At 68.9% G+C, this 17,258-nt stretch carries 13 protein-coding genes; 7 read left to right on the top strand and 6 right to left on the bottom strand.

What is annotated here, in order from left to right; genetic code table 11:
- Positions 1-41 precede the first annotated feature (41 nt).
- Both ACWH43_RS20735 and ACWH43_RS20730 read left to right on the top strand, forming a co-directional pair.
- Positions 42-1,703, top strand: a complete 1,662-nt coding sequence (locus tag ACWH43_RS20735) for a TRAP transporter large permease (protein WP_158444628.1) — start codon at positions 42-44, stop codon at positions 1,701-1,703.
- 14 nt (positions 1,704-1,717) lie between these two features.
- Positions 1,718-3,136 (top strand): sodium:proton antiporter, encoded by a 1,419-nt coding sequence (locus ACWH43_RS20730; protein ID WP_158444621.1) that lies wholly within the window; start codon positions 1,718-1,720, stop codon positions 3,134-3,136.
- Positions 3,137-3,163: 27 nt separating this feature from the next.
- Here the strand turns inward: ACWH43_RS20730 and ACWH43_RS20725 are convergent, their stop codons facing one another.
- From ACWH43_RS20725 to ACWH43_RS20715, 3 genes are all read right to left on the bottom strand, one after another.
- On the bottom strand, positions 3,164-4,174 hold the full coding sequence (locus ACWH43_RS20725; protein WP_158444622.1) for an Lnb N-terminal periplasmic domain-containing protein: 1,011 nt from the start codon (positions 4,172-4,174) through the stop codon (positions 3,164-3,166).
- Between the two features lie 104 nt (positions 4,175-4,278).
- Positions 4,279-5,889, bottom strand: coding sequence for a phosphoenolpyruvate carboxykinase (locus ACWH43_RS20720; RefSeq protein WP_158444623.1), 1,611 nt, complete (start codon positions 5,887-5,889; stop codon positions 4,279-4,281).
- A 404-nt stretch (positions 5,890-6,293) separates the two neighbouring features.
- Complete coding sequence (locus ACWH43_RS20715) at positions 6,294-7,076, bottom strand: HugZ family pyridoxamine 5'-phosphate oxidase (RefSeq protein WP_158444624.1); 783 nt, start codon at positions 7,074-7,076, stop codon at positions 6,294-6,296.
- Between the two features lie 174 nt (positions 7,077-7,250).
- On the opposite strand from ACWH43_RS20715, the gene ACWH43_RS20710 reads away from it, so the two are divergent.
- The 5 genes from ACWH43_RS20710 to ACWH43_RS20690 all read left to right on the top strand — a co-directional run bounded on the left by ACWH43_RS20710 (position 7,251) and on the right by ACWH43_RS20690 (position 11,159).
- On the top strand, positions 7,251-7,952 hold the full coding sequence (locus ACWH43_RS20710) for a response regulator transcription factor (protein ID WP_448153616.1): 702 nt from the start codon (positions 7,251-7,253) through the stop codon (positions 7,950-7,952).
- Between the two features lie 88 nt (positions 7,953-8,040).
- Positions 8,041-9,834 carry a stimulus-sensing domain-containing protein gene (locus ACWH43_RS20705; protein WP_158448203.1) on the top strand — a complete coding sequence of 598 codons (1,794 nt, stop codon included), beginning with the start codon at positions 8,041-8,043 and terminating at the stop codon, positions 9,832-9,834.
- Positions 9,824-10,309: an HPr kinase/phosphorylase gene (locus tag ACWH43_RS20700; RefSeq protein ID WP_260349088.1), complete on the top strand. Its 486-nt coding sequence runs from the start codon at positions 9,824-9,826 to the stop codon at positions 10,307-10,309. Before ACWH43_RS20705 ends, ACWH43_RS20700 begins: the two co-directional genes overlap by 11 nt.
- A gap of 113 nt (positions 10,310-10,422) precedes the next feature.
- Positions 10,423-10,824, top strand: a complete 402-nt coding sequence (locus ACWH43_RS20695; protein ID WP_158445927.1) for a PTS sugar transporter subunit IIA — start codon at positions 10,423-10,425, stop codon at positions 10,822-10,824.
- Between the two features lie 20 nt (positions 10,825-10,844).
- Positions 10,845-11,159 (top strand): HPr family phosphocarrier protein, encoded by a 315-nt coding sequence (locus tag ACWH43_RS20690; protein ID WP_158445928.1) that lies wholly within the window; start codon positions 10,845-10,847, stop codon positions 11,157-11,159.
- A 190-nt stretch (positions 11,160-11,349) separates the two neighbouring features.
- On the opposite strand, the gene tsaE is transcribed toward ACWH43_RS20690, so the two are convergent.
- The 3 genes from tsaE to ahcY form a co-directional block, all read right to left on the bottom strand.
- Positions 11,350-12,909 carry a tRNA (adenosine(37)-N6)-threonylcarbamoyltransferase complex ATPase subunit type 1 TsaE gene (tsaE, locus tag ACWH43_RS20685; RefSeq protein ID WP_158445929.1) on the bottom strand — a complete coding sequence of 520 codons (1,560 nt, stop codon included), beginning with the start codon at positions 12,907-12,909 and terminating at the stop codon, positions 11,350-11,352.
- Positions 12,906-15,290: an ATP-binding protein gene (locus tag ACWH43_RS20680; RefSeq protein WP_448153615.1), complete on the bottom strand. Its 2,385-nt coding sequence runs from the start codon at positions 15,288-15,290 to the stop codon at positions 12,906-12,908. Before ACWH43_RS20680 ends, tsaE begins: the two co-directional genes overlap by 4 nt.
- 499 nt (positions 15,291-15,789) lie before the next feature.
- The gene (ahcY, locus tag ACWH43_RS20675) at positions 15,790-17,196 is read right to left on the bottom strand and encodes an adenosylhomocysteinase (RefSeq protein ID WP_375797021.1); all 1,407 of its coding nucleotides are present in this window, start codon (positions 17,194-17,196) and stop codon (positions 15,790-15,792) included.
- Between the last annotated feature and the right edge of the window lie 62 nt (positions 17,197-17,258).

Here is a 17,258-nt window from a genome sequence, read left to right as displayed (position 1 = left end):
ACGCCCATGCCGCCGGCATCGGCGATTTCCTGCGGGTCAACATGGCGCCGGTGATGTTCGCGACGCTGGTGGTGTTCCTGCTGCTGGGCTACCCGGTCGCCTTCGCGCTGGCGGCGAACGGGCTGCTCTTCGCGGTGATCGGCATCGATCTGGGGCTGTTCCAGGAGAACTTCCTGCAGGCGCTGCCGGAGCGGATCTACGGCACGATGAACAACGACGTGCTGCTGGCGGTGCCGTTCTTCACCTTCATGGGGCTGATCCTGGAGCGCTCCGGCATGGCGGAGGACCTGCTCGACACCATCGGGCAGCTCTTCGGGCCGGTGCGCGGGGGGCTGGCCTATGCGGTGATCTTCGTGGGCGCGCTGCTGGCGGCGACGACCGGGGTGGTGGCGGCCTCGGTGATCTCGATGGGGCTGATCTCGCTGCCGATCATGCTGCGCTACGGCTATGACCGGCGGCTGGCCTCGGGGGTGATCGCGGCCTCGGGCACGCTGGCGCAGATCATCCCGCCCTCGCTGGTGCTGATCGTGCTGGCCGACCAGCTCGGCCGCTCGGTCGGCGACATGTATGAGGGCGCCTTCATTCCCGGGCTGGTGCTGTCGGGTCTCTATGCGCTCTACGTCTTCCTGATCACCATCGTGGCGCCGTCGCGGGCGCCCGGCCTGCCGCCGGAGGCGCAGACGCTGCGCGACGCCGACGGCAGGACGCGCCGGGTCTCGCTGCTGGTGGTGACGCTGATCGCCTTCGCGTTGGCCTATGGCTACATGAAGGAGTTCACGCAGGTGAAGGCCGGCTCCGACTTCGTCGTGCTGACGATGTCGCTGATGGTGGCGATCGCCTTCGCGATCGCGCTGCTGAACCGGCTGCTGCGGCTGAAGCTGCTGTCGCGGATGACGGAGCAGGTGATCTTCGTGATGGTGCCGCCGCTGGCGCTGATCTTCCTGGTGCTGGGGACGATCTTCATCGGGGTGGCGACGCCGACCGAGGGCGGCGCCATGGGGGCGGCCGGCGCGATCCTGCTCGCCATGGGCAAGAAGCGGATGACCTTCGAGCTGCTGAAGCAGGCGACGGAATCGACGGCGAAGCTGTCGGCCTTCGTGCTGTTCATCCTGGTCGGCGCGCGGGTGTTCTCGCTGACCTTCTACGGGGTCAACGGCCATGTCTGGGTCGAGCATCTGCTGGTCGGGCTGCCGGGCGGGTCGACCGGCTTCCTGATCGTGGTCAACGCGCTGGTCTTCATCCTCGCCTTCTTCCTCGACTTCTTCGAGCTGGCCTTCATCATCGTGCCGCTGCTGGGGCCGGCGGCGGAGAAGCTCGGCATCGACCTGATCTGGTTCGGGGTCATCCTGGGAGTGAACATGCAGACCTCGTTCATGCACCCGCCCTTCGGCTTCGCGCTGTTCTTCCTGCGCTCGGTGGCGCCGAAGGCGGCCTACAAGGACCGCGTCACCGGCAGGACGATGGAGCCGGTCACCACCGGCCAGATCTACTGGGGCGCGGTGCCCTTCGTGGTGATCCAGCTCATCATGGTGGCGCTGGTCGTGATCTTCCCCAGCATGGTCATGCACTACAAGGCCTCCGCCGTGCAGCTCGACCAGAAGGCCATCGACAAGCAGTTCGACTCCATCCAGGTTCCCTCCATCGGAGGACCCGGCGGATTCGACTTCTCGGCGCCCCCAACATTCGACCCGCCAAAGCCGTAAACGAAGGGAGCGTCATGACGCGATGGTGGAAGGCGCTCGCCGGCGCCGGTATCCTGAATCTGGTGTCCGGCGCGGCGCATGCCGCGGGCGACATTGGCGGTGCGGCGATGGGGCCGCTCTGGGCGCTTCCCTTCGCCGGCATGCTGCTCTCGATCGCGCTGGGGCCGATCCTGTTCCACCGTCTCTGGGAGCACCATTACGGCAAGTTCGCCGCCTTCTGGGCGCTGCTGCTGCTGGTGCCGCTGGTGCTGCTGCGCGGCTTCGACGCCTCCTTCGGCGCGGTGCTGCATACCGCGCTGCTCGAATACCTGCCCTTCATCATCCTGCTCTTCGCGCTCTTCACCATCGCGGGCGGCATCCTGATCACCGGCAACCTGCATGGCTCGCCGGCGACCAACACGGCGATCCTCGCGATCGGCACGGCGATGGCCAGCATCGTCGGCACCACCGGCGCCTCGATGATCCTGATCCGGCCGCTGCTGCGCGCCAATGACGACCGGCGCCACAACGTCCATGTCGTGGTCTTCTTCATCTTCCTGGTCTCGAATATCGGCGGCTCGCTGACGCCGCTCGGCGACCCGCCGCTCTTCCTCGGCTTCCTGCGCGGGGTCGACTTCTTCTGGACGACGGAGCATCTGCTGCCCGAGACCGGCTTCGCCGTCGTCCTGCTGCTGGCGCTGTTCTATGCGATCGACCGCTTCCTCTACCGCAAGGAAGAGGGCCTGCCCGCGCTCAAGGACCCGACGCCGGACCGCGGCCTCAAGCTCTGGGGCAAGGTCAACCTTCCGCTGCTCGCCGGCGTCATCGGCGCGATCCTGCTCTCCGCCAACTGGAAGCCGGGCGTCGTCTTCGACCTCCACGGCGTGCATGTCGAACTGCAGAACCTCGTGCGCGACCTCATCCTGCTCGGGCTCGCCGGCCTCTCGCTCTGGCTGACGCCCCGCCAGGTGCGTGCCGGCAACGAGTTCTCCTGGGGGCCGATCCTCGAGGTCGCCAAGCTCTTCGCCGGCATCTTCGTCTGCATCATCCCGGTGCTGGCGATGCTGCAGGCCGGGCGCGACGGCGCCTTCTCCGGGCTGGTCGCGCTGGTCAACCATCCCGACGGCAGCCACGATACCGCGGCCTATTTCTGGCTGACCGGGCTGCTCTCCTCCTTCCTCGACAATGCCCCGACCTATCTCGTCTTCTTCGAGCTGGCCGGCGGCAATGCGAAGGAGCTGATGACGACCGGCGCGCTGACGCTGGCGGCGATCTCGGGCGGCGCCGTCTTCATGGGCGCCAACACCTATATCGGCAACGCGCCGAACTTCATGGTCTACGCCATCGCCAAGGACCGCAAGGTCGCGATGCCGAGCTTCTTCGGCTACATGCTCTGGTCCGGCGCGATCCTGATCCCGGTCTTCATCCTGCAGACGCTGCTGTTCTTCCGGTAGCGCGCGGGGCAGGGTGCGGGCGGCCCGTCAGGGCCGCGCCGCCGGCACGCCCTCCCGGATCTTCGCCGAGAAGTCCGGATCGTCGAGCGAGAGCGTGCGCGCCTTGTCGCTGATGCGGGCGCGCCGCGTCAGCTCGTCGAGCGGGATATCCTGCCGGAGCGCTCCGATCTGCTGGAGATAGCCGGCGAGATAGCCGGAGAGCAGCACGCGCGGGTCGAGCGGCAGCGAGAACTTCCATTCCGGCGCCACGGTGCCGACGAGGTGATAGACCACGGTGGTGCAGTTGGTCATCAGCGTGTTGTACCAGCGCGGCCGCGCGGCCAGCTCGTTGACGTCCTCCACATAAGCCAGCAGCAGGTCGCGCGACTGCGCCGGCGAGGCCGTCAGCCGGTAGAGGCGGGTATCCTCGTGGCGGGCATTAGTGCGCAGCCCGACGATGTCGCGCTCGTCGGCGGCGACATAGGCCATTTCGTAGCTGCGGAAGAAGCCGGCCAGCGCCGAATACTCCTCGCCCTTCTCGCGCCGAATCTCGACCGAGAAAGTCAGCGGCGCCTGGTCGGAGAAGGTGAAGGAGACCAGCAGATGCGCGATCGACTCGCCCGCCCAGTAGCTCAGGAAGATGTCGGTGCCGGTGATCTTCGACAGGTCGTAGCGGCGCGTCTCCCAGCGCTGGTCGTAATCCTCCTCGCTGCGCCAGCGGAAGTCGCGCAGGTTCGAGACCGTCAGCACGTCGCCCTCGCGCGCGATGGTCGGCAGCCGCGCGAGCTCGGGAATCCAGTCGCGGTCATGCGAGGGCTTGAAGCCGTTCCACCAGGACAGCAGGCCGATGAAGAGCACGGCGAAGCCGAGCGGCAGCCGCACATCGCTGGTCCAGATTCCGACGAGCCCGGCCAGCCCCGCGAGGCCGAAGCCGATCGCGGCGACGCCCGCCATCGCGCCGGGCAGGCGGAAATACAGGAAGCCGCCGCCCCAGAGCGCCGTGCCGAGGATCAGGAGGGTGAGGAGAAGCTTCAGCACGAGGAAAAAGAGGCGGCCCATGGCCGCCTCTCCTATCCGATTTGGCGAGCCATCCCAAATCGCGTCATCCCGGGTCTCCGGGTCTCCGCTTGTCCGGGATGACGCGCAACGCGGTTGAGGAACCCTCAGGCCGCGAGCGAATTGCTCGGCGCCGCCGCCTTCACCGCGTCGTCGACATGGGCCTCGAACTTGGCGAAGTTCTTGGCGAACATGCCGACGAGGTTGTCGGCCGTCTCGGCGAAGGCGGCCTTGTCGGCCCAGGTCTTCACCGGATAGAGGATATGCGGCTCGACGCCGGGCACCGAAGTGGGAACGGCGAAGCCGAAATAGGGGTCCCGGCGGAAATCGGCGCGGTTGAGCGAGCCGTCGAGCGCGGCCGAAAGCAGCCGGCGCGTCACCCGGATCGGCATGCGCCGGCCGGTGCCGTACTGGCCGCCGGTCCACCCGGTATTGACCAGCCAGCAATCGACATGGTGCTTGGCGATGAAGTCGCGCAGCAGATTGGCGTATTCCGACGGGTGGCGCGGCAGGAAGGGCGAGCCGAAGCAGGTCGAGAACTCGGGCTGCACGCCGGTCAGCCCGCGCTCCGTGCCGGCGACCTTGGCGGTGTAGCCGGAGAGGAAATGGTACATCGCCTCCGCCGGGGTCAGCTTGGCGATCGGCGGCATCACGCCGAAGGCGTCGGCGGTCAGCATCACGATGTTCTTCGGGATGCCGGCGCGGCCGGTGCGCGAGGCGTTGGGGATGAAGTCGAGCGGATAGGCCGAGCGCGTGTTCTCGGTCTTGCTCTCGTCGTCGAAATCGACCTCGCGGGTGATCGGGTCCATCACGGTGTTCTCGAGCACCGTGCCGAAGCGCAGCGAGGCGGCGTGGATCTGCGGCTCGGCCTCGGCCGAGAGGCGGATCGTCTTGGCGTAGCAGCCGCCCTCGAAGTTGAAGATGCCGTCCTTCGACCAGCCATGCTCGTCGTCGCCGATCAGCGTGCGCTCGGGATCGGCCGAGAGCGTGGTCTTGCCGGTGCCGGAGAGGCCGAAGAAGATGGCAGAATCGTCGTCGGCGCCGACATTGGCCGAGCAGTGCATCGGCACCACGCCCTTGGTCGGCAGCACGTAGTTCAGATAGGTGAAGACCGATTTCTTCATCTCGCCGGCATAGGCCGAGCCGCCGATCAGCACGATCTTGCGGGTGAAGTCGATGGCGACGACGGTCTCGCTGCGGCAGCCATGGCGGGCCGGATCGGCCTTGAAGCTCGGCAGGTCGACGATCGTCATCTCCGGCACATAGGCGTCGATCTCGGCGCGCGCCGGGCGGATCAGCAGGTTGCGGATGAAGAGCGAATGCCAGGCGAGCTCGGTATAGACGCGGGCCCTGACGCGATGCGCCGGGTCGGCGCCGCCATAGAGGTCCTGCGCGAACAGCTCCCTGCCTTCGGCATGGGCGATGAAGTCGGCCAGCAGCGTCTCGAAATGCTCAGGGCTCATCGCCTGGTTGTTGTCCCACCAGACGCTGTTCTCGGTCAGCGCGTCGCGCACCGTGAACTTGTCCTTGGGCGAGCGGCCGGTGTGGCTGCCGGTATCGGCGCAGAGCGCGCCGCCGCGCGCCAGCTCGGATTCGCCCCGGCGCAGCGATTCCTCGTAGAGCTGCGGCGCCTCCAGGTTCCAGTACACGGCCTTGAGCTTGCGGAAGCCGAAACCCTCGGCGCCCTGGGCGGCGTTGAACTGACCGATGCTGTCCACTGAAATCCTCCGGCGGCGGCCTGCCTGGGCCAGCCTGTTGTCGAACGGATGCGCGCGGGCCTCTGGACAGGCCCGGGCAGCGGCCTCGCGGCCGTGTCCGGTCTTTAAGCCCCCGCGTCACGCCGCTCAAGCCCGCCGGAATCGCAAAAATCGGACGGTTTTGACCTAAATCGATTGAATTCCACGGCGCGGGACAGGGGCCGGCGGATGTCGCTCCCGCTCCGTCGGCCCGGCCGCGTCGGCGGACTCGGGCATGCCGATTTTATCGGGAAGCGCGCGGCTCGTCCCGGGCTTGCTCAGGACCCATGCCGGAGCCTTTCCGGCATGGGTTGAGGCATGGATCCCGGATCTCCGCTTCGCTACGTCCGGGATGACCCGCGGTTCCGCAAAAGCGCAGCCGGCTGCTAGAGACGGTTGCGCGCCTCCTGCGCCAGTTGCGCCAGCACCCGGCGCAGCGCGGCCGGGTCGCCGACCCGCTCGGGGAAGACCAGACGCCCGCTCTCGTCGCCGCAGACGAGGTCGAGCCCTTCCGGGTCGAGCCCCGTCGCCTTCCAGCGTCCGCCGGGCAGGCCGAGCAGCCTGGTCGCATAGAGCGCCAGAGCCTCGGCGTGGTCCTCGTTCATATGGGTGACGGCGCCGTCCTCGGCGGCGACCAGCGCCTCGCAGCCGGCAAGGTCGAGCAGCACCTCGCCCGTGGCGATCTCGCCGGCGCGCGCGAAGCCGCCATTGGGATGGAAGCCGAGGACGGTGACGCGAAACAGCGAGAAGTCCGGGAAATCGGCGTAGAGCTTCGCCTTGGGATGGCGGGCGAGGAAGCGGCGCCGGGCATTGGCGTCGGTGCAACGCTCGGCCCGGCCGACGACGCTGAGCCGGGCGGAGTTGGCGAGCGGGTCGCCCTTGCCGAGTGAGGAGACGAGCACGGAGATGCGCGGGTCGGCCTCGATGTTGCGGGTGTGGAGCGCGAGCTTCGAGGCCAGGAACAGCGGCGAGCCGTCGACGTCCGTGGCGATGTTGGTCAGCGTCGCGAGCGGGAAGCCGCTTGCCGGGTCGAGCGTCGCCAGCGCGGCGATGCGGGCCTTGCGCAGCGTCAGCCTGGCCATGGCGACGGGCTCGAAATCCTCCGGCGCCGCGCCGCCGAGTTCCAGGCCGCGCGGCGTGATGGCGGCGGGGGCGATCGTCTCGGTCATCGGTGCGGCTTCCCTGCTGGCGGCCGGTTTGCCGCCTCGCGCGCGAACAGTTGCGGCGTTCAGGCGTTCAGCCATAGCGAATCCGCCTCCGAGCCGCTAGATTGCTGCCATCCTTTGGCCGCTCTCGCAGGGGAGTGGACCCGTTTATTGCAACAGAGCAGAGACGAAAGCCTTATGCCAACGATTGCGCTGGTCGATGACGACCGTAACATCCTGACGTTGGTCTCCATCGCGCTCGAAGCCGAGGGCTACCGGATCATGACCTACACGGATGGCGCCTCGGCCCTCGACGGGCTGAAGCAGAACCCGCCGGATCTCGCGATCTTCGACATCAAGATGCCGCGCATGGACGGCATGGAATTGCTGCGGCGCCTGCGCCAGAAATCCGACCTGCCGGTGATCTTCCTGACCTCGAAGGACGAGGAGATCGACGAGCTCTTCGGCCTCAAGATGGGGGCGGACGACTTCATCCGGAAGCCCTTCTCGCAGCGCCTCCTGGTCGAGCGCGTCAAGGCGATCCTGCGCCGCGCCGGCGCCAAGGACGCCACCGTCGCCGCCCGCGCCGAGGACGCCAAGGCGCTGGAGCGCGGCCTGCTGCGCATGGATCCCGAGCGCCATACCTGCACCTGGAAGGGCGAGCCGGTGACGCTGACCGTCACCGAGTTCCTGATCCTGCAGTCGCTGGCGCAGCGCCCCGGTGTGGTCAAAAGCCGCAACGCCCTGATGGATGCGGCCTATGACGACGAGGTGTATGTCGACGACCGTACCATCGACAGCCACATCAAGCGGCTGCGCAAGAAGTTCAATCAGGTCGACCCCGAGTTCGACATGATCGAGACGCTCTACGGCGTGGGCTATCGCTTCAAGGAAACCTGAGGCGGCTCCGCCCGGGGCGAAGCAGACCAGCCGCCGGCCGGGCCGGCCGTCCGGGAGCGGACGAGAAGCCTGAGGACAGATCCAGAGCATGGCAACGCTCGACAACGAAGCGCCTGCGTCGTCACATCGCTGGAGCGGGGCCGCGAGGCGCCGCCTGGGCCTGGTCTGGCGCCGCATGGGGCGCGCGGTCTCGCTGCGCGCCGCCTCCAGCCTGACGCGGCGCATCGTCGTGCTCAATCTCGGCGGCCTCTTCGCGCTGCTGCTCGGCTTCCTCTATCTCAACCAGTTCCGCGAGGGCCTGATCGAGGCGCGCGTCCAGAGCCTGCTGACCCAGGGCGAGATCATCGCCGGCGCGATCGCGGCCTCGGCCACGGTCGAGACCGACACGATCACCATCGACCCGGACAAGCTGCTGCAGTTGCAGGCCGGCGAGAGCGCCGGCATCGCCGACGACCCGCTCGACTTCTCGATCAATCCCGAGAAGGTCGCGCCGCTGCTGCGCCGGCTCGTCACGCCGACCAAGACCCGCGCCCGCGTCTACGACAAGGACGGGCTGCTCACCATCGACTCGCGCAGCCTGTATTCGCGCGGCGACGTGCTGCGCCTCGACCTGCCGCGCGTCGGCGAGCCGGACGAGCCGCCGCTGCTCGAGCGCACCTGGAACATGCTGCGCAACAAGCTCGGCCGCGCCGACGTGCCGGCCTATGACGATTTCGAGAACGCCAACGGCAAGTCCTATCCGGAGGTGGCGCGCGCGCTCAACGGCGCGCCGGCCAGCGTTGTGCGCGTCAACACCCGCGGCCAGACCATCGTCTCGGTGGCGGTGCCGGTGCAGCGCTTCCGGGCGGTGAAGGGCGCGTTGCTGCTCTCGACGCAGGGCGGCGACATCGACGCGGTCATCGCCTCCGAGCGCTTCGCCATCTTCCAGGTCTTCGCCGTGGCGGCAGGGGTGATGATCGTGCTCTCGGTGCTGCTCGCCGGCACCATCGCCGAGCCGATCCGCAAGCTCGCCGACGCGGCCCAGCGCGTGCGCCGGGGCGTCAAGTCGCGCGAGCAGATCCCGGATTTCGGCAGCCGCCACGACGAGATCGGCCATCTCTCGGGCTCGCTGCGCGACATGACCAAGGCGCTCTACAGCCGCATCGAGGCGATCGAGAGCTTCGCGGCGGACGTCGCCCACGAGCTGAAGAACCCGCTGACCTCGCTGCGCAGCGCCGTCGAGACGCTGCCGCGGGCCAAGACCGAGGAATCGCGCGGGCGGCTGCTCTCCGTCATCCAGCACGATGTGCGCCGGCTCGACCGGCTGATCTCCGACATCTCCGACGCCTCGCGCCTCGACGCCGAGCTGGCCCGCAACGACTCCGCTCCCGTCGACGTCGCGCAGGTGCTGGAAGCGGTGGTGACGATCCAGAACGAGACGCGCCGCGACGGCCAGGCGAGGATCGAGCTCTCGGCCGACCGCCGCAGCCAGAAGCTCGGCGACGACGCCTTCCTGGTGATCGGCCATGATTCGCGGATCGGCCAGGTCATGGTCAACCTGATCGACAATGCCCGCTCCTTCTCGCCGGCCGAGGGGACGGTGCGCGTCGTGCTCTCGCGCGTCGCCAACGACGTGCTGGTCACGGTCGAGGACGAGGGGCCGGGCATCGAGCCGCACGCGCTGGAACGCATCTTCGAGCGCTTCTACACCGACCGCCCGAACGAGGGCTTCGGCCAGAATTCCGGCCTCGGCCTCTCGATCTCGCGCCAGATCGTCGAGGCGCATCGCGGCTCGATCCGGGCCGAGAACCGGCTCGGCCCGGCCGGGGCCGATGGCGAGGCGCCGCGGCTCGGCGCCCGCTTCATCGTCCGCCTGCCGGCCGCCTATCAGCATGCCGCCTGACCCGGTGCGCAAGCCGGCGCCGCGGCAGGCCGGCGAGGAGCGCGTCCATGCGAGCGCGATCGCCGTCGGCGAGGCCGGGCTGCTGCTGCGCGGCCCTTCGGGCAGCGGCAAGTCGTCGCTCGCGCTGGCGCTGATCGGGCTCGCCGGGCTGGGCGGGCGCTTCGGCCGGCTCGTCGCCGACGACCGGACGGCGCTGGCGGCGCGGGGCGGTCGGCTGATCGCCCGCCCGGTGGCGCCGCTGGAAGGCATCGTCGAGCGCCGCGGCCTCGGCCTCACGCCGGAGCCGGCGACGCCGGCCGCCGTGATCCGGCTGGTCGTCGACCTGACCGGCGAGGAGCCGGCGCGGATGCCGGAGCCGGAGGAGCTGGTGGACAACCTGTGCGGGATCGACCTGCCGCGCCTGCGCGTGGCGGGACGTGCCGGCGACGAGCGGCTGGTGCTGGCGGCCCTCGACTTGTTCACAGGCCGCGACTGATCGGCCATGATTTCGGCGCCTTTGGTCGCAAGTGGCTTGCGATTATTTCGCACCTGCCGCATAAACCGCCACCTTGTCCGGGTGCCGATGGGCACTCTCCGGTGCTGGATGGAATGATCGGACTGGTCCTCGTGACTCATGGGCATTTGGCGACGGAGTTCCGCGCGGCCCTCGAACATGTTGTCGGCCCCCAGGCGAACCTGGCCACCATCGCCATCGCGCCCGATGACGACATGGAAAGCCGCCGCCGCGACATCATCGCCGCCGTCGAGCAGGTCGAGAGCGGCCGCGGCGTCGTCATTCTGACCGACATGTTCGGCGGCACGCCCTCCAACCTCGCCATCTCGGTGATGGAGCCGGGCCGCGTCGACGTCGTCGCCGGGGTCAACCTGCCGATGCTGATCAAGCTCGCCAGCGTGCGCGAGGAAAAGACACTCGACGAGGCGGTGACGAGCGCGCAGGATGCGGGGCGCAAATACATCACCGTCGCCAGCCGCGTGCTGGCCGGAAAATAAAGGACGGGCGGAAGGCCGGGATGGACGACGACTGCGACTGCCCCGAAACCGAAATCCCGTCCGGCGCCCTCCATGGCGAGTTCCAGATCGTCAACAAGAAGGGCCTGCATGCCCGCGCCACGGCGAAATTCGTGCAATGCGCCGCCCGCTTCGACGCCGACGTCACGGTGAGCCGCTGCGGCGAGACGGTGGGCGCCACCTCGATCATGGGCGTTCTGACGCTCGGCGCCGGCATCGGCTCGACCATCACCATCGTCGCCAAGGGGCCGGAGGCCGGCGAGGCGCTGCAGGCGCTGAGCGCGCTGATCGCGGATCGCTTCGGCGAGGGCGAGTAGGTGCGGCTCCGATCGCTCGAATCATCGGGCCTCGCTGGAGCGGGCCGATCTTGCACGGAACCACGCGGTCATCCCGGGCTTGACCCGGGATCCATGCCGGAGCGTAGCCGAAGGAGGTTCAGGCATGGATCCCGATCTTCGCTTCGCTCCGTCCGGGATGACCCGCGTTTTCACGGAAACGCGGCAAACTCTAGCCGGCCTCGCCGGACGCCTCGAACAGCTTCGGCATATGCGCCTGGTACCAGCCCTTCAGCTCGGCCAGGGCCGGATGCTCCAGATTGCGGCGCAGATAGGCCTCGATCCGCGGCAGGTGCCTGAGATAGCCCGGCTTGCCGTCGCGCTTGTCGAGGCGGGCGAAGATGCCGGCGATCTTGGTGTTGCGCTGGGCGCCGAGGATGGCGTAGGCGCGGGCGAAGCCGGCGAGGTCGAAATCCGGGGCCTCCGCCCGGCGGGCCGAGCCATAGGCGGCGAGCAGCCTGAGTTCCAGCGCGGCCGGAACGTCGACGCGGGCATCCTGCCCGAGGGCGACGAGGTCGTAGGCGGGGTGCCCCAGCACGGCGTCCTGGAAGTCGATCATGCCGACCTTGGCGAGGCCCTCCCGACCGGGGAGCCAGATCAGGTTGGGCGAATGGACGTCGCGCAGCGTCCAGGTCGCCGGCGCCGCCAGGATCTCGTCGAAGAGCGAGCCCCAGATCCGGCCGAACTCGGCCTGCGTCACCGCCGGCAGCCTCACGCCCGCGATATGCGGGCCGTACCAGTCGAGGATCAGCTCGGTCTCGATCGCGAGCGCCTGCTTGTCGTAGTCGGGAATAATGTGGTCGCGTCCCTCCGCCACCGGCAGGATCGTCGGCAAAGTGTGGCGGTGCAGGTCGGCGAGCAGCAGCGCCGTCGCCTCGTAGCGCTCGCCGATCGGCCGGCCTTCCGCGTCGAGCACGCCCTCGCTGCCGAGGTCCTCGATCAGCAGCAGGCCGGTGTCGAGGTCCTCGGCCAGGATCTCCGGCGCCGAATAGCCGAGCGAGCGCAGGCCGCGATCCATCGCGACGAAGGCCTCGACCGTCTCGGCGAGATGGGCGATGGCGCTGTAGGGCTTGCCCATGCGGATCGGCGGCCCGTCCGGGCGCGGCGGCGAGATCATCAGCACGGCGGTCTCGCCATCGGGGCGGGTCAGGCGCTCATAGGCGCGCGTCGAGGCGTCGCCCAGCATGAAGTCGCGCCGCGCCTCGCCCCAGCCGGCCTTGTCGATCAGCCGGCGCGCCGCGACCGCGATGGCGAGGCGCTGCTTCCAGAGCACGCCGCCGGCGAGGTCGGCGATGCGGCCGGTCTCGGGATTGTCCGGGTCGACGTCGAGCACGATGTCGAGGCGCCGCCCGGCCGGCAGGCGCTCGCCGGCCCGGTCCGGCCATTCGACGAGGATCACCGCCTGGTCGACATCCTCGACGAGGCCGAGATCGTCGAGCTCGTCCGGCGAGCGCACCCGGTAGAGATCGGCGTGCAGCACCGGCCCGCGCGGCGTGTCGTAGCTCTGCACCAGGGTGAAGGTCGGGCTCGGCGCCTCCAGCGCCGGATCGCCGGCCAGTTCGCGCAGGATGGCGCGGGCGAGCAGCGACTTGCCGGAGCCGAGATGGCCCGAGAGCGCGACGATGTCGCCGGGCTTGAGGATCGCGGCGATATCGGCGGCGAGGCGCGCGGTCGCCGCCTCGTCCGCCAGCAGGAGCCGGTGCGTGCCGGCCGCGCGGGCTTCTTCCGTCATTCGGCGGCGTCCGAGAGCGGCAGGCCCTGGGCCGGGAAAATCGCGGTGACGCGCGTGCCCTGCCCCGGCGTCGAGTCGAGCTCGACATGGCCGCCATGCAGAGCGACGATCGAGCGCACGATCGAGAGGCCGAGGCCCACGCCGCGATGGCTGGAGCCGAGCGAATGGCTCTCGAAGCGCTCGAACACCTTCTCCTTGACCTCGGCCGGGATGCCGCGGCCCTGATCGGCGACGGTGAGGCGGATGTCGCTGCCCTGCCGCGTCGCGGTGACCTGCACGGTCTGGCCGGGCGAGGAGAAGCCGATCGCGTTGGAGAGCAGGTTGAACAGCACCTGCCGCAGGCGCTTGCCGTCGGCCCGGAGCGAGCCGGTGCGCGGGTCGATCTCGACCTTCAGCGCCAGTTTGCTGTCGGTCAGCCGGTCGTGCAGCCCCGCCGCCGCCTGGGCGATGGTGTCGGCCACGTCGACCTCCTGGATGTCGAGCGCCAGCGCGCCGTTGTCGATGGTGGCGAGGTCGAGGATGTCGTTGATGATGGCGAGCAGCGCGCCCGAGGAGCGCATGATATGGGAGGTGTAGTCGCGCTGCTTCTCGTTGAGGGCGCCGACCGTCTCGGTGCCGAGGAGCTGGGCGAAGCCGATGATGTTGGTCAGCGGCGAGCGCAGTTCGTAGGAGACGTGGTGGACGAAGTCCTCGCGCAGCCGCGAGACCTTCTCCAGCGCCTCGTTCTTCTCGGTCAGCGCCCGCTCGACATTCACGCTCGCCGTGACGTCGGCGAAGGAGATCAGCGTCGCGCCGTCCGGGAGCGGCGCGGCGGCGATGTCGAGCACGGTGCCGTCGCGGCGCTCGATGCGGCAGCGATAGTCCTCGCGCGCGTCGCGCACGCCGGTGACCGTGCTCAGCAGTTCGCGCCAGACCTCGTCCTGGGGGAAGAGCGGCCGGCAGAGCTTGACCACCTCGTCGATATGCGGCGCGCTGGCGAGCATGTCGGCATCGATGCGCCAGGACTGGGCGAAGGCCGGGTTCGAGAGCTTGAGCCGCCCGTCCGAGCCGAACACGGCGACGCCCTCGCGCAGCGAATCCAGCGTCTCGCGCTGGGTCCGGGTCAGGGCGTTGAAGCGCGATTCCAGCGTGAAGCGCTCGGTGACGTCGTCATAGAGATAGGTCACCCCGCCCTGCGGGTTCGGGCTGGAGACGACATGGATGGTGCGCCCGTCGGGCAGGTACCACCAGTCCTCGTTGGCGCGGGTCGCGGTGTAGGCCGCGTGCACGCCCGCCTTCCAGCTCCGGTAGTCGCCGAGCTCGGGCAGGCGCCGCTCGGCCCGCAGCCGGTCGAGGATCTCGCCGTCGCTCGGCTGGCCGTCGAGGAAGCCGGGGTCGAGCGACCAGAGCGCGTCGAAGCCGGAATTGCGGTAGAGCAGCCGCTGCGCGCCGTCGAACACGGCGACGGCCGTCTTGAGCCGGTCGAGGGTGCGGACATGGGCGTCCATCTGGCGCTGCAGATCGGCCCGGACCGCCTCCAGCTCGCTCATGTCGGTGGCGAAGCCGGCGAAGCCCGTCGGGGTCGGCAGTTCGACCACGTCGAGCGTCCGGCGCTGGCCGGCGACGACGGCGGGGGTGCGGATCGTGAAGGGCTTGCCCTCGCGGCGGGCGCGGGCGGCGGCCTCGCGCTCGTTGCGGTCGAGCAGCTCGAGCCCGCCCTTGACCGCGGTGCCGGCGTCGGTCGCCTCGACCGCGCCGACATAGGCGCCGTTGACCCAGGCGAGCCGCCCGTCGGCGTCGCGCATCCAGGCCGGATGCGGCAGCCCGGCGAGCAGGCTCGCCAGCGCCGCATGGTCGGCGGTGACGCGTTCCAGCTCGCTGCGCAGCGTCATCACCTGGGCCCGCTCGCCGGTGACCTCGCGGAAGCGGATCACGGCGCGCCCGGCGACGGGGCGGCCCTCGATGTCGACGAAGGGGCCGGATTTGCTGCGGATCGTGAAGGCGAAGGCCTCGCCGCTGTCCTTCAGCGCGTCGGTGGCGAGTTCGAGCCGCTTGGCGTCGGCCGGCGCCGCCCAGCTTCCATAGGCGAGCGCCAGCGCCGCGCCCGGCGCGCCGAGGAAGCCGCTGTCGCCCTCGAAGACCGGCTGCGCGTCGCGCCCGTTCCAGCTCGCGATCACCTGCGGGTCGGCGGCGAGCAGGATCGAGAGCCGCTCCTGATGCCCGCGCGCGGCTTCGAGCTCGCTGGCGAGCTTCGCCTCGCGCCGCTGCCAGCGCGCGCGCTCGCGGACATAGACCAGCGAGGTCGTCGTGGCGAAGACGGTGAGGCCGGCGAGGATGATCGAGAGCGCGCCCGTGCTCATCAGGTCGAGCCTGGCCGGGGCGAGCCAGCCGCTCTGGGCCAAGGCCGGGGCGGGCAGGAGAGCGAGGGCGGGCAGGCATCTCGCGGGCAGGAGCCTGCGCGGCCGCCGGCCGTCCTCTCGTCCCTGTCGCCTCGCGCTTGTCATTCCGCGTCCGTCGCCTCTCGGGCGGCCGGAGCCGCCAATATCGCAGGTGTCGCCGGAATCGGTGTCGCGGAGCCGGGCTTTTCACCCTCTCCGGCGACCGATACACGCGCGCCACCACGCCAATCACATCAGAGCTTGAGCCGGGGTCGCGCCGTCTCGGGCCCCCGAATCAGGTCCACTGTAATCATCGCCCGACTCCGTCAGGAAGTGCTTAATCGCCGGTAAACGGAGAGAATTTGGCTGACCTTGGGAGAGTGTCTCCAGGTCGATCAAGGATTGGTGGCTGGCCGGGAACCGCATACCATAAATTGTGTTCTTGGCTTGTTCCCGGAACGCTCCCGAAATGCGAAAGGCCCGGCTTGCGCCGGGCCTCGCCTCTCCGGCGGCTGCCGGAATGTCAGTAGCGGTAGTGCTCCGGCTTGAACGGGCCGGCCTGCGGCACGCCGATATATTTCGCCTGGGCCTCGTTGAGCTTGGTCAGCTTGGCGCCGACCTTGGCGAGGTGGAGCGCCGCGACCTTCTCGTCGAGATGCTTCGGCAGGGTGTAGACCTTGTTCTCGTAATTGGCGTGGTGGTTCCACAGCTCGATCTGGGCAAGCGTCTGGTTCGAGAACGAGCAGGACATCACGAAGGACGGGTGGCCCGTGGCGTTGCCGAGATTCACCAGCCGGCCTTCCGAGAGCAGGATGATGCGCTTGCCGTCGGGGAACTCGATCTCGTCGACCTGCGGCTTGACGTTGTCCCACTTGAAGTTCTTCAGGCCCGCGACCTGGATCTCGGAATCGAAGTGGCCGATGTTGCAGACGATGGCGCGGTGCTTCATCGCGCGCATATGGTCGACGGTGATGACGTCGAGATTGCCGGTCGCCGTGCAGAAGATGTCGCCGCGCGGCGCGGCGTCTTCCATGGTCACGACCTCGTAGCCCTCCATTGCCGCCTGCAGGGCGCAGATCGGATCGACCTCGGTGACGAGCACGCGGCAGCCGGCCTGGCGCAGCGAGGCGGCCGAGCCCTTGCCGACATCGCCATAGCCGGCGACGACCGCGACCTTGCCCGACATCATCACGTCGGTGCCGCGGCGGATGGCGTCGACCAGCGACTCGCGGCAGCCATAGAGATTGTCGAATTTCGACTTGGTGACGCTGTCGTTGACGTTGATCGCCGGGAAGGGCAGGCGGTTCGCCTTGGCGAGCTCGTAGAGGCGGTGGACGCCGGTGGTGGTCTCCTCCGAGACGCCCTTGATCGCGGCCCGCGTCTTGGTGAACCAGCCCGGATTGTCCTTGAGCTGGCGCTTGATCAGCTTGAAGAAGATCGTCTCTTCCTCATTGCCCGGCTTGTCGAGGAAATCGGCCTTGCCGGCCTCGGCCTCGGCGCCGAGGATGATCAGCATGGTCAGGTCGCCGCCATCGTCGAGGATCATGTTCGGCGTGCCGCCATCGCCCCAGGTCGCGGTCTTGAGCACGTATTCCCAGTACTCCTCCAGCGTCTCGCCCTTGACGGCGAAGACCGGGGTGCCGGTCGCGGCGATCGCGGCGGCGGCGTGGTCCTGGGTCGAGAAGATGTTGCAGGACGACCAGCGCACATCGGCGCCGAGCTCCTTCAGCGTCTCGATCAGCACGGCGGTCTGGATGGTCATGTGCAGGCAGCCGGCGATGCGCGCGCCCTTGAGCGGGGCCTTGCCCTTGTATTCCTCGCGGATCGCCATCAGCCCGGGCATCTCGTCCTGGGCCATGTTGATTTCCTTGCGGCCGTAATCCGCAAGCGCGATGTCCTTGACGATGTAATCCGACACGGGGGGCTCCAATCGCTCGGTCTGAAACTGGCGGGCTCTCTAGCAGCCCCGTCGCCGGAAGGCAATCAAAGATA

The sequence above is a fragment of the Allobosea minatitlanensis genome (genome assembly GCF_964020775.1).
This window is presented reverse-complemented; position numbering and strand designations above follow the sequence as displayed.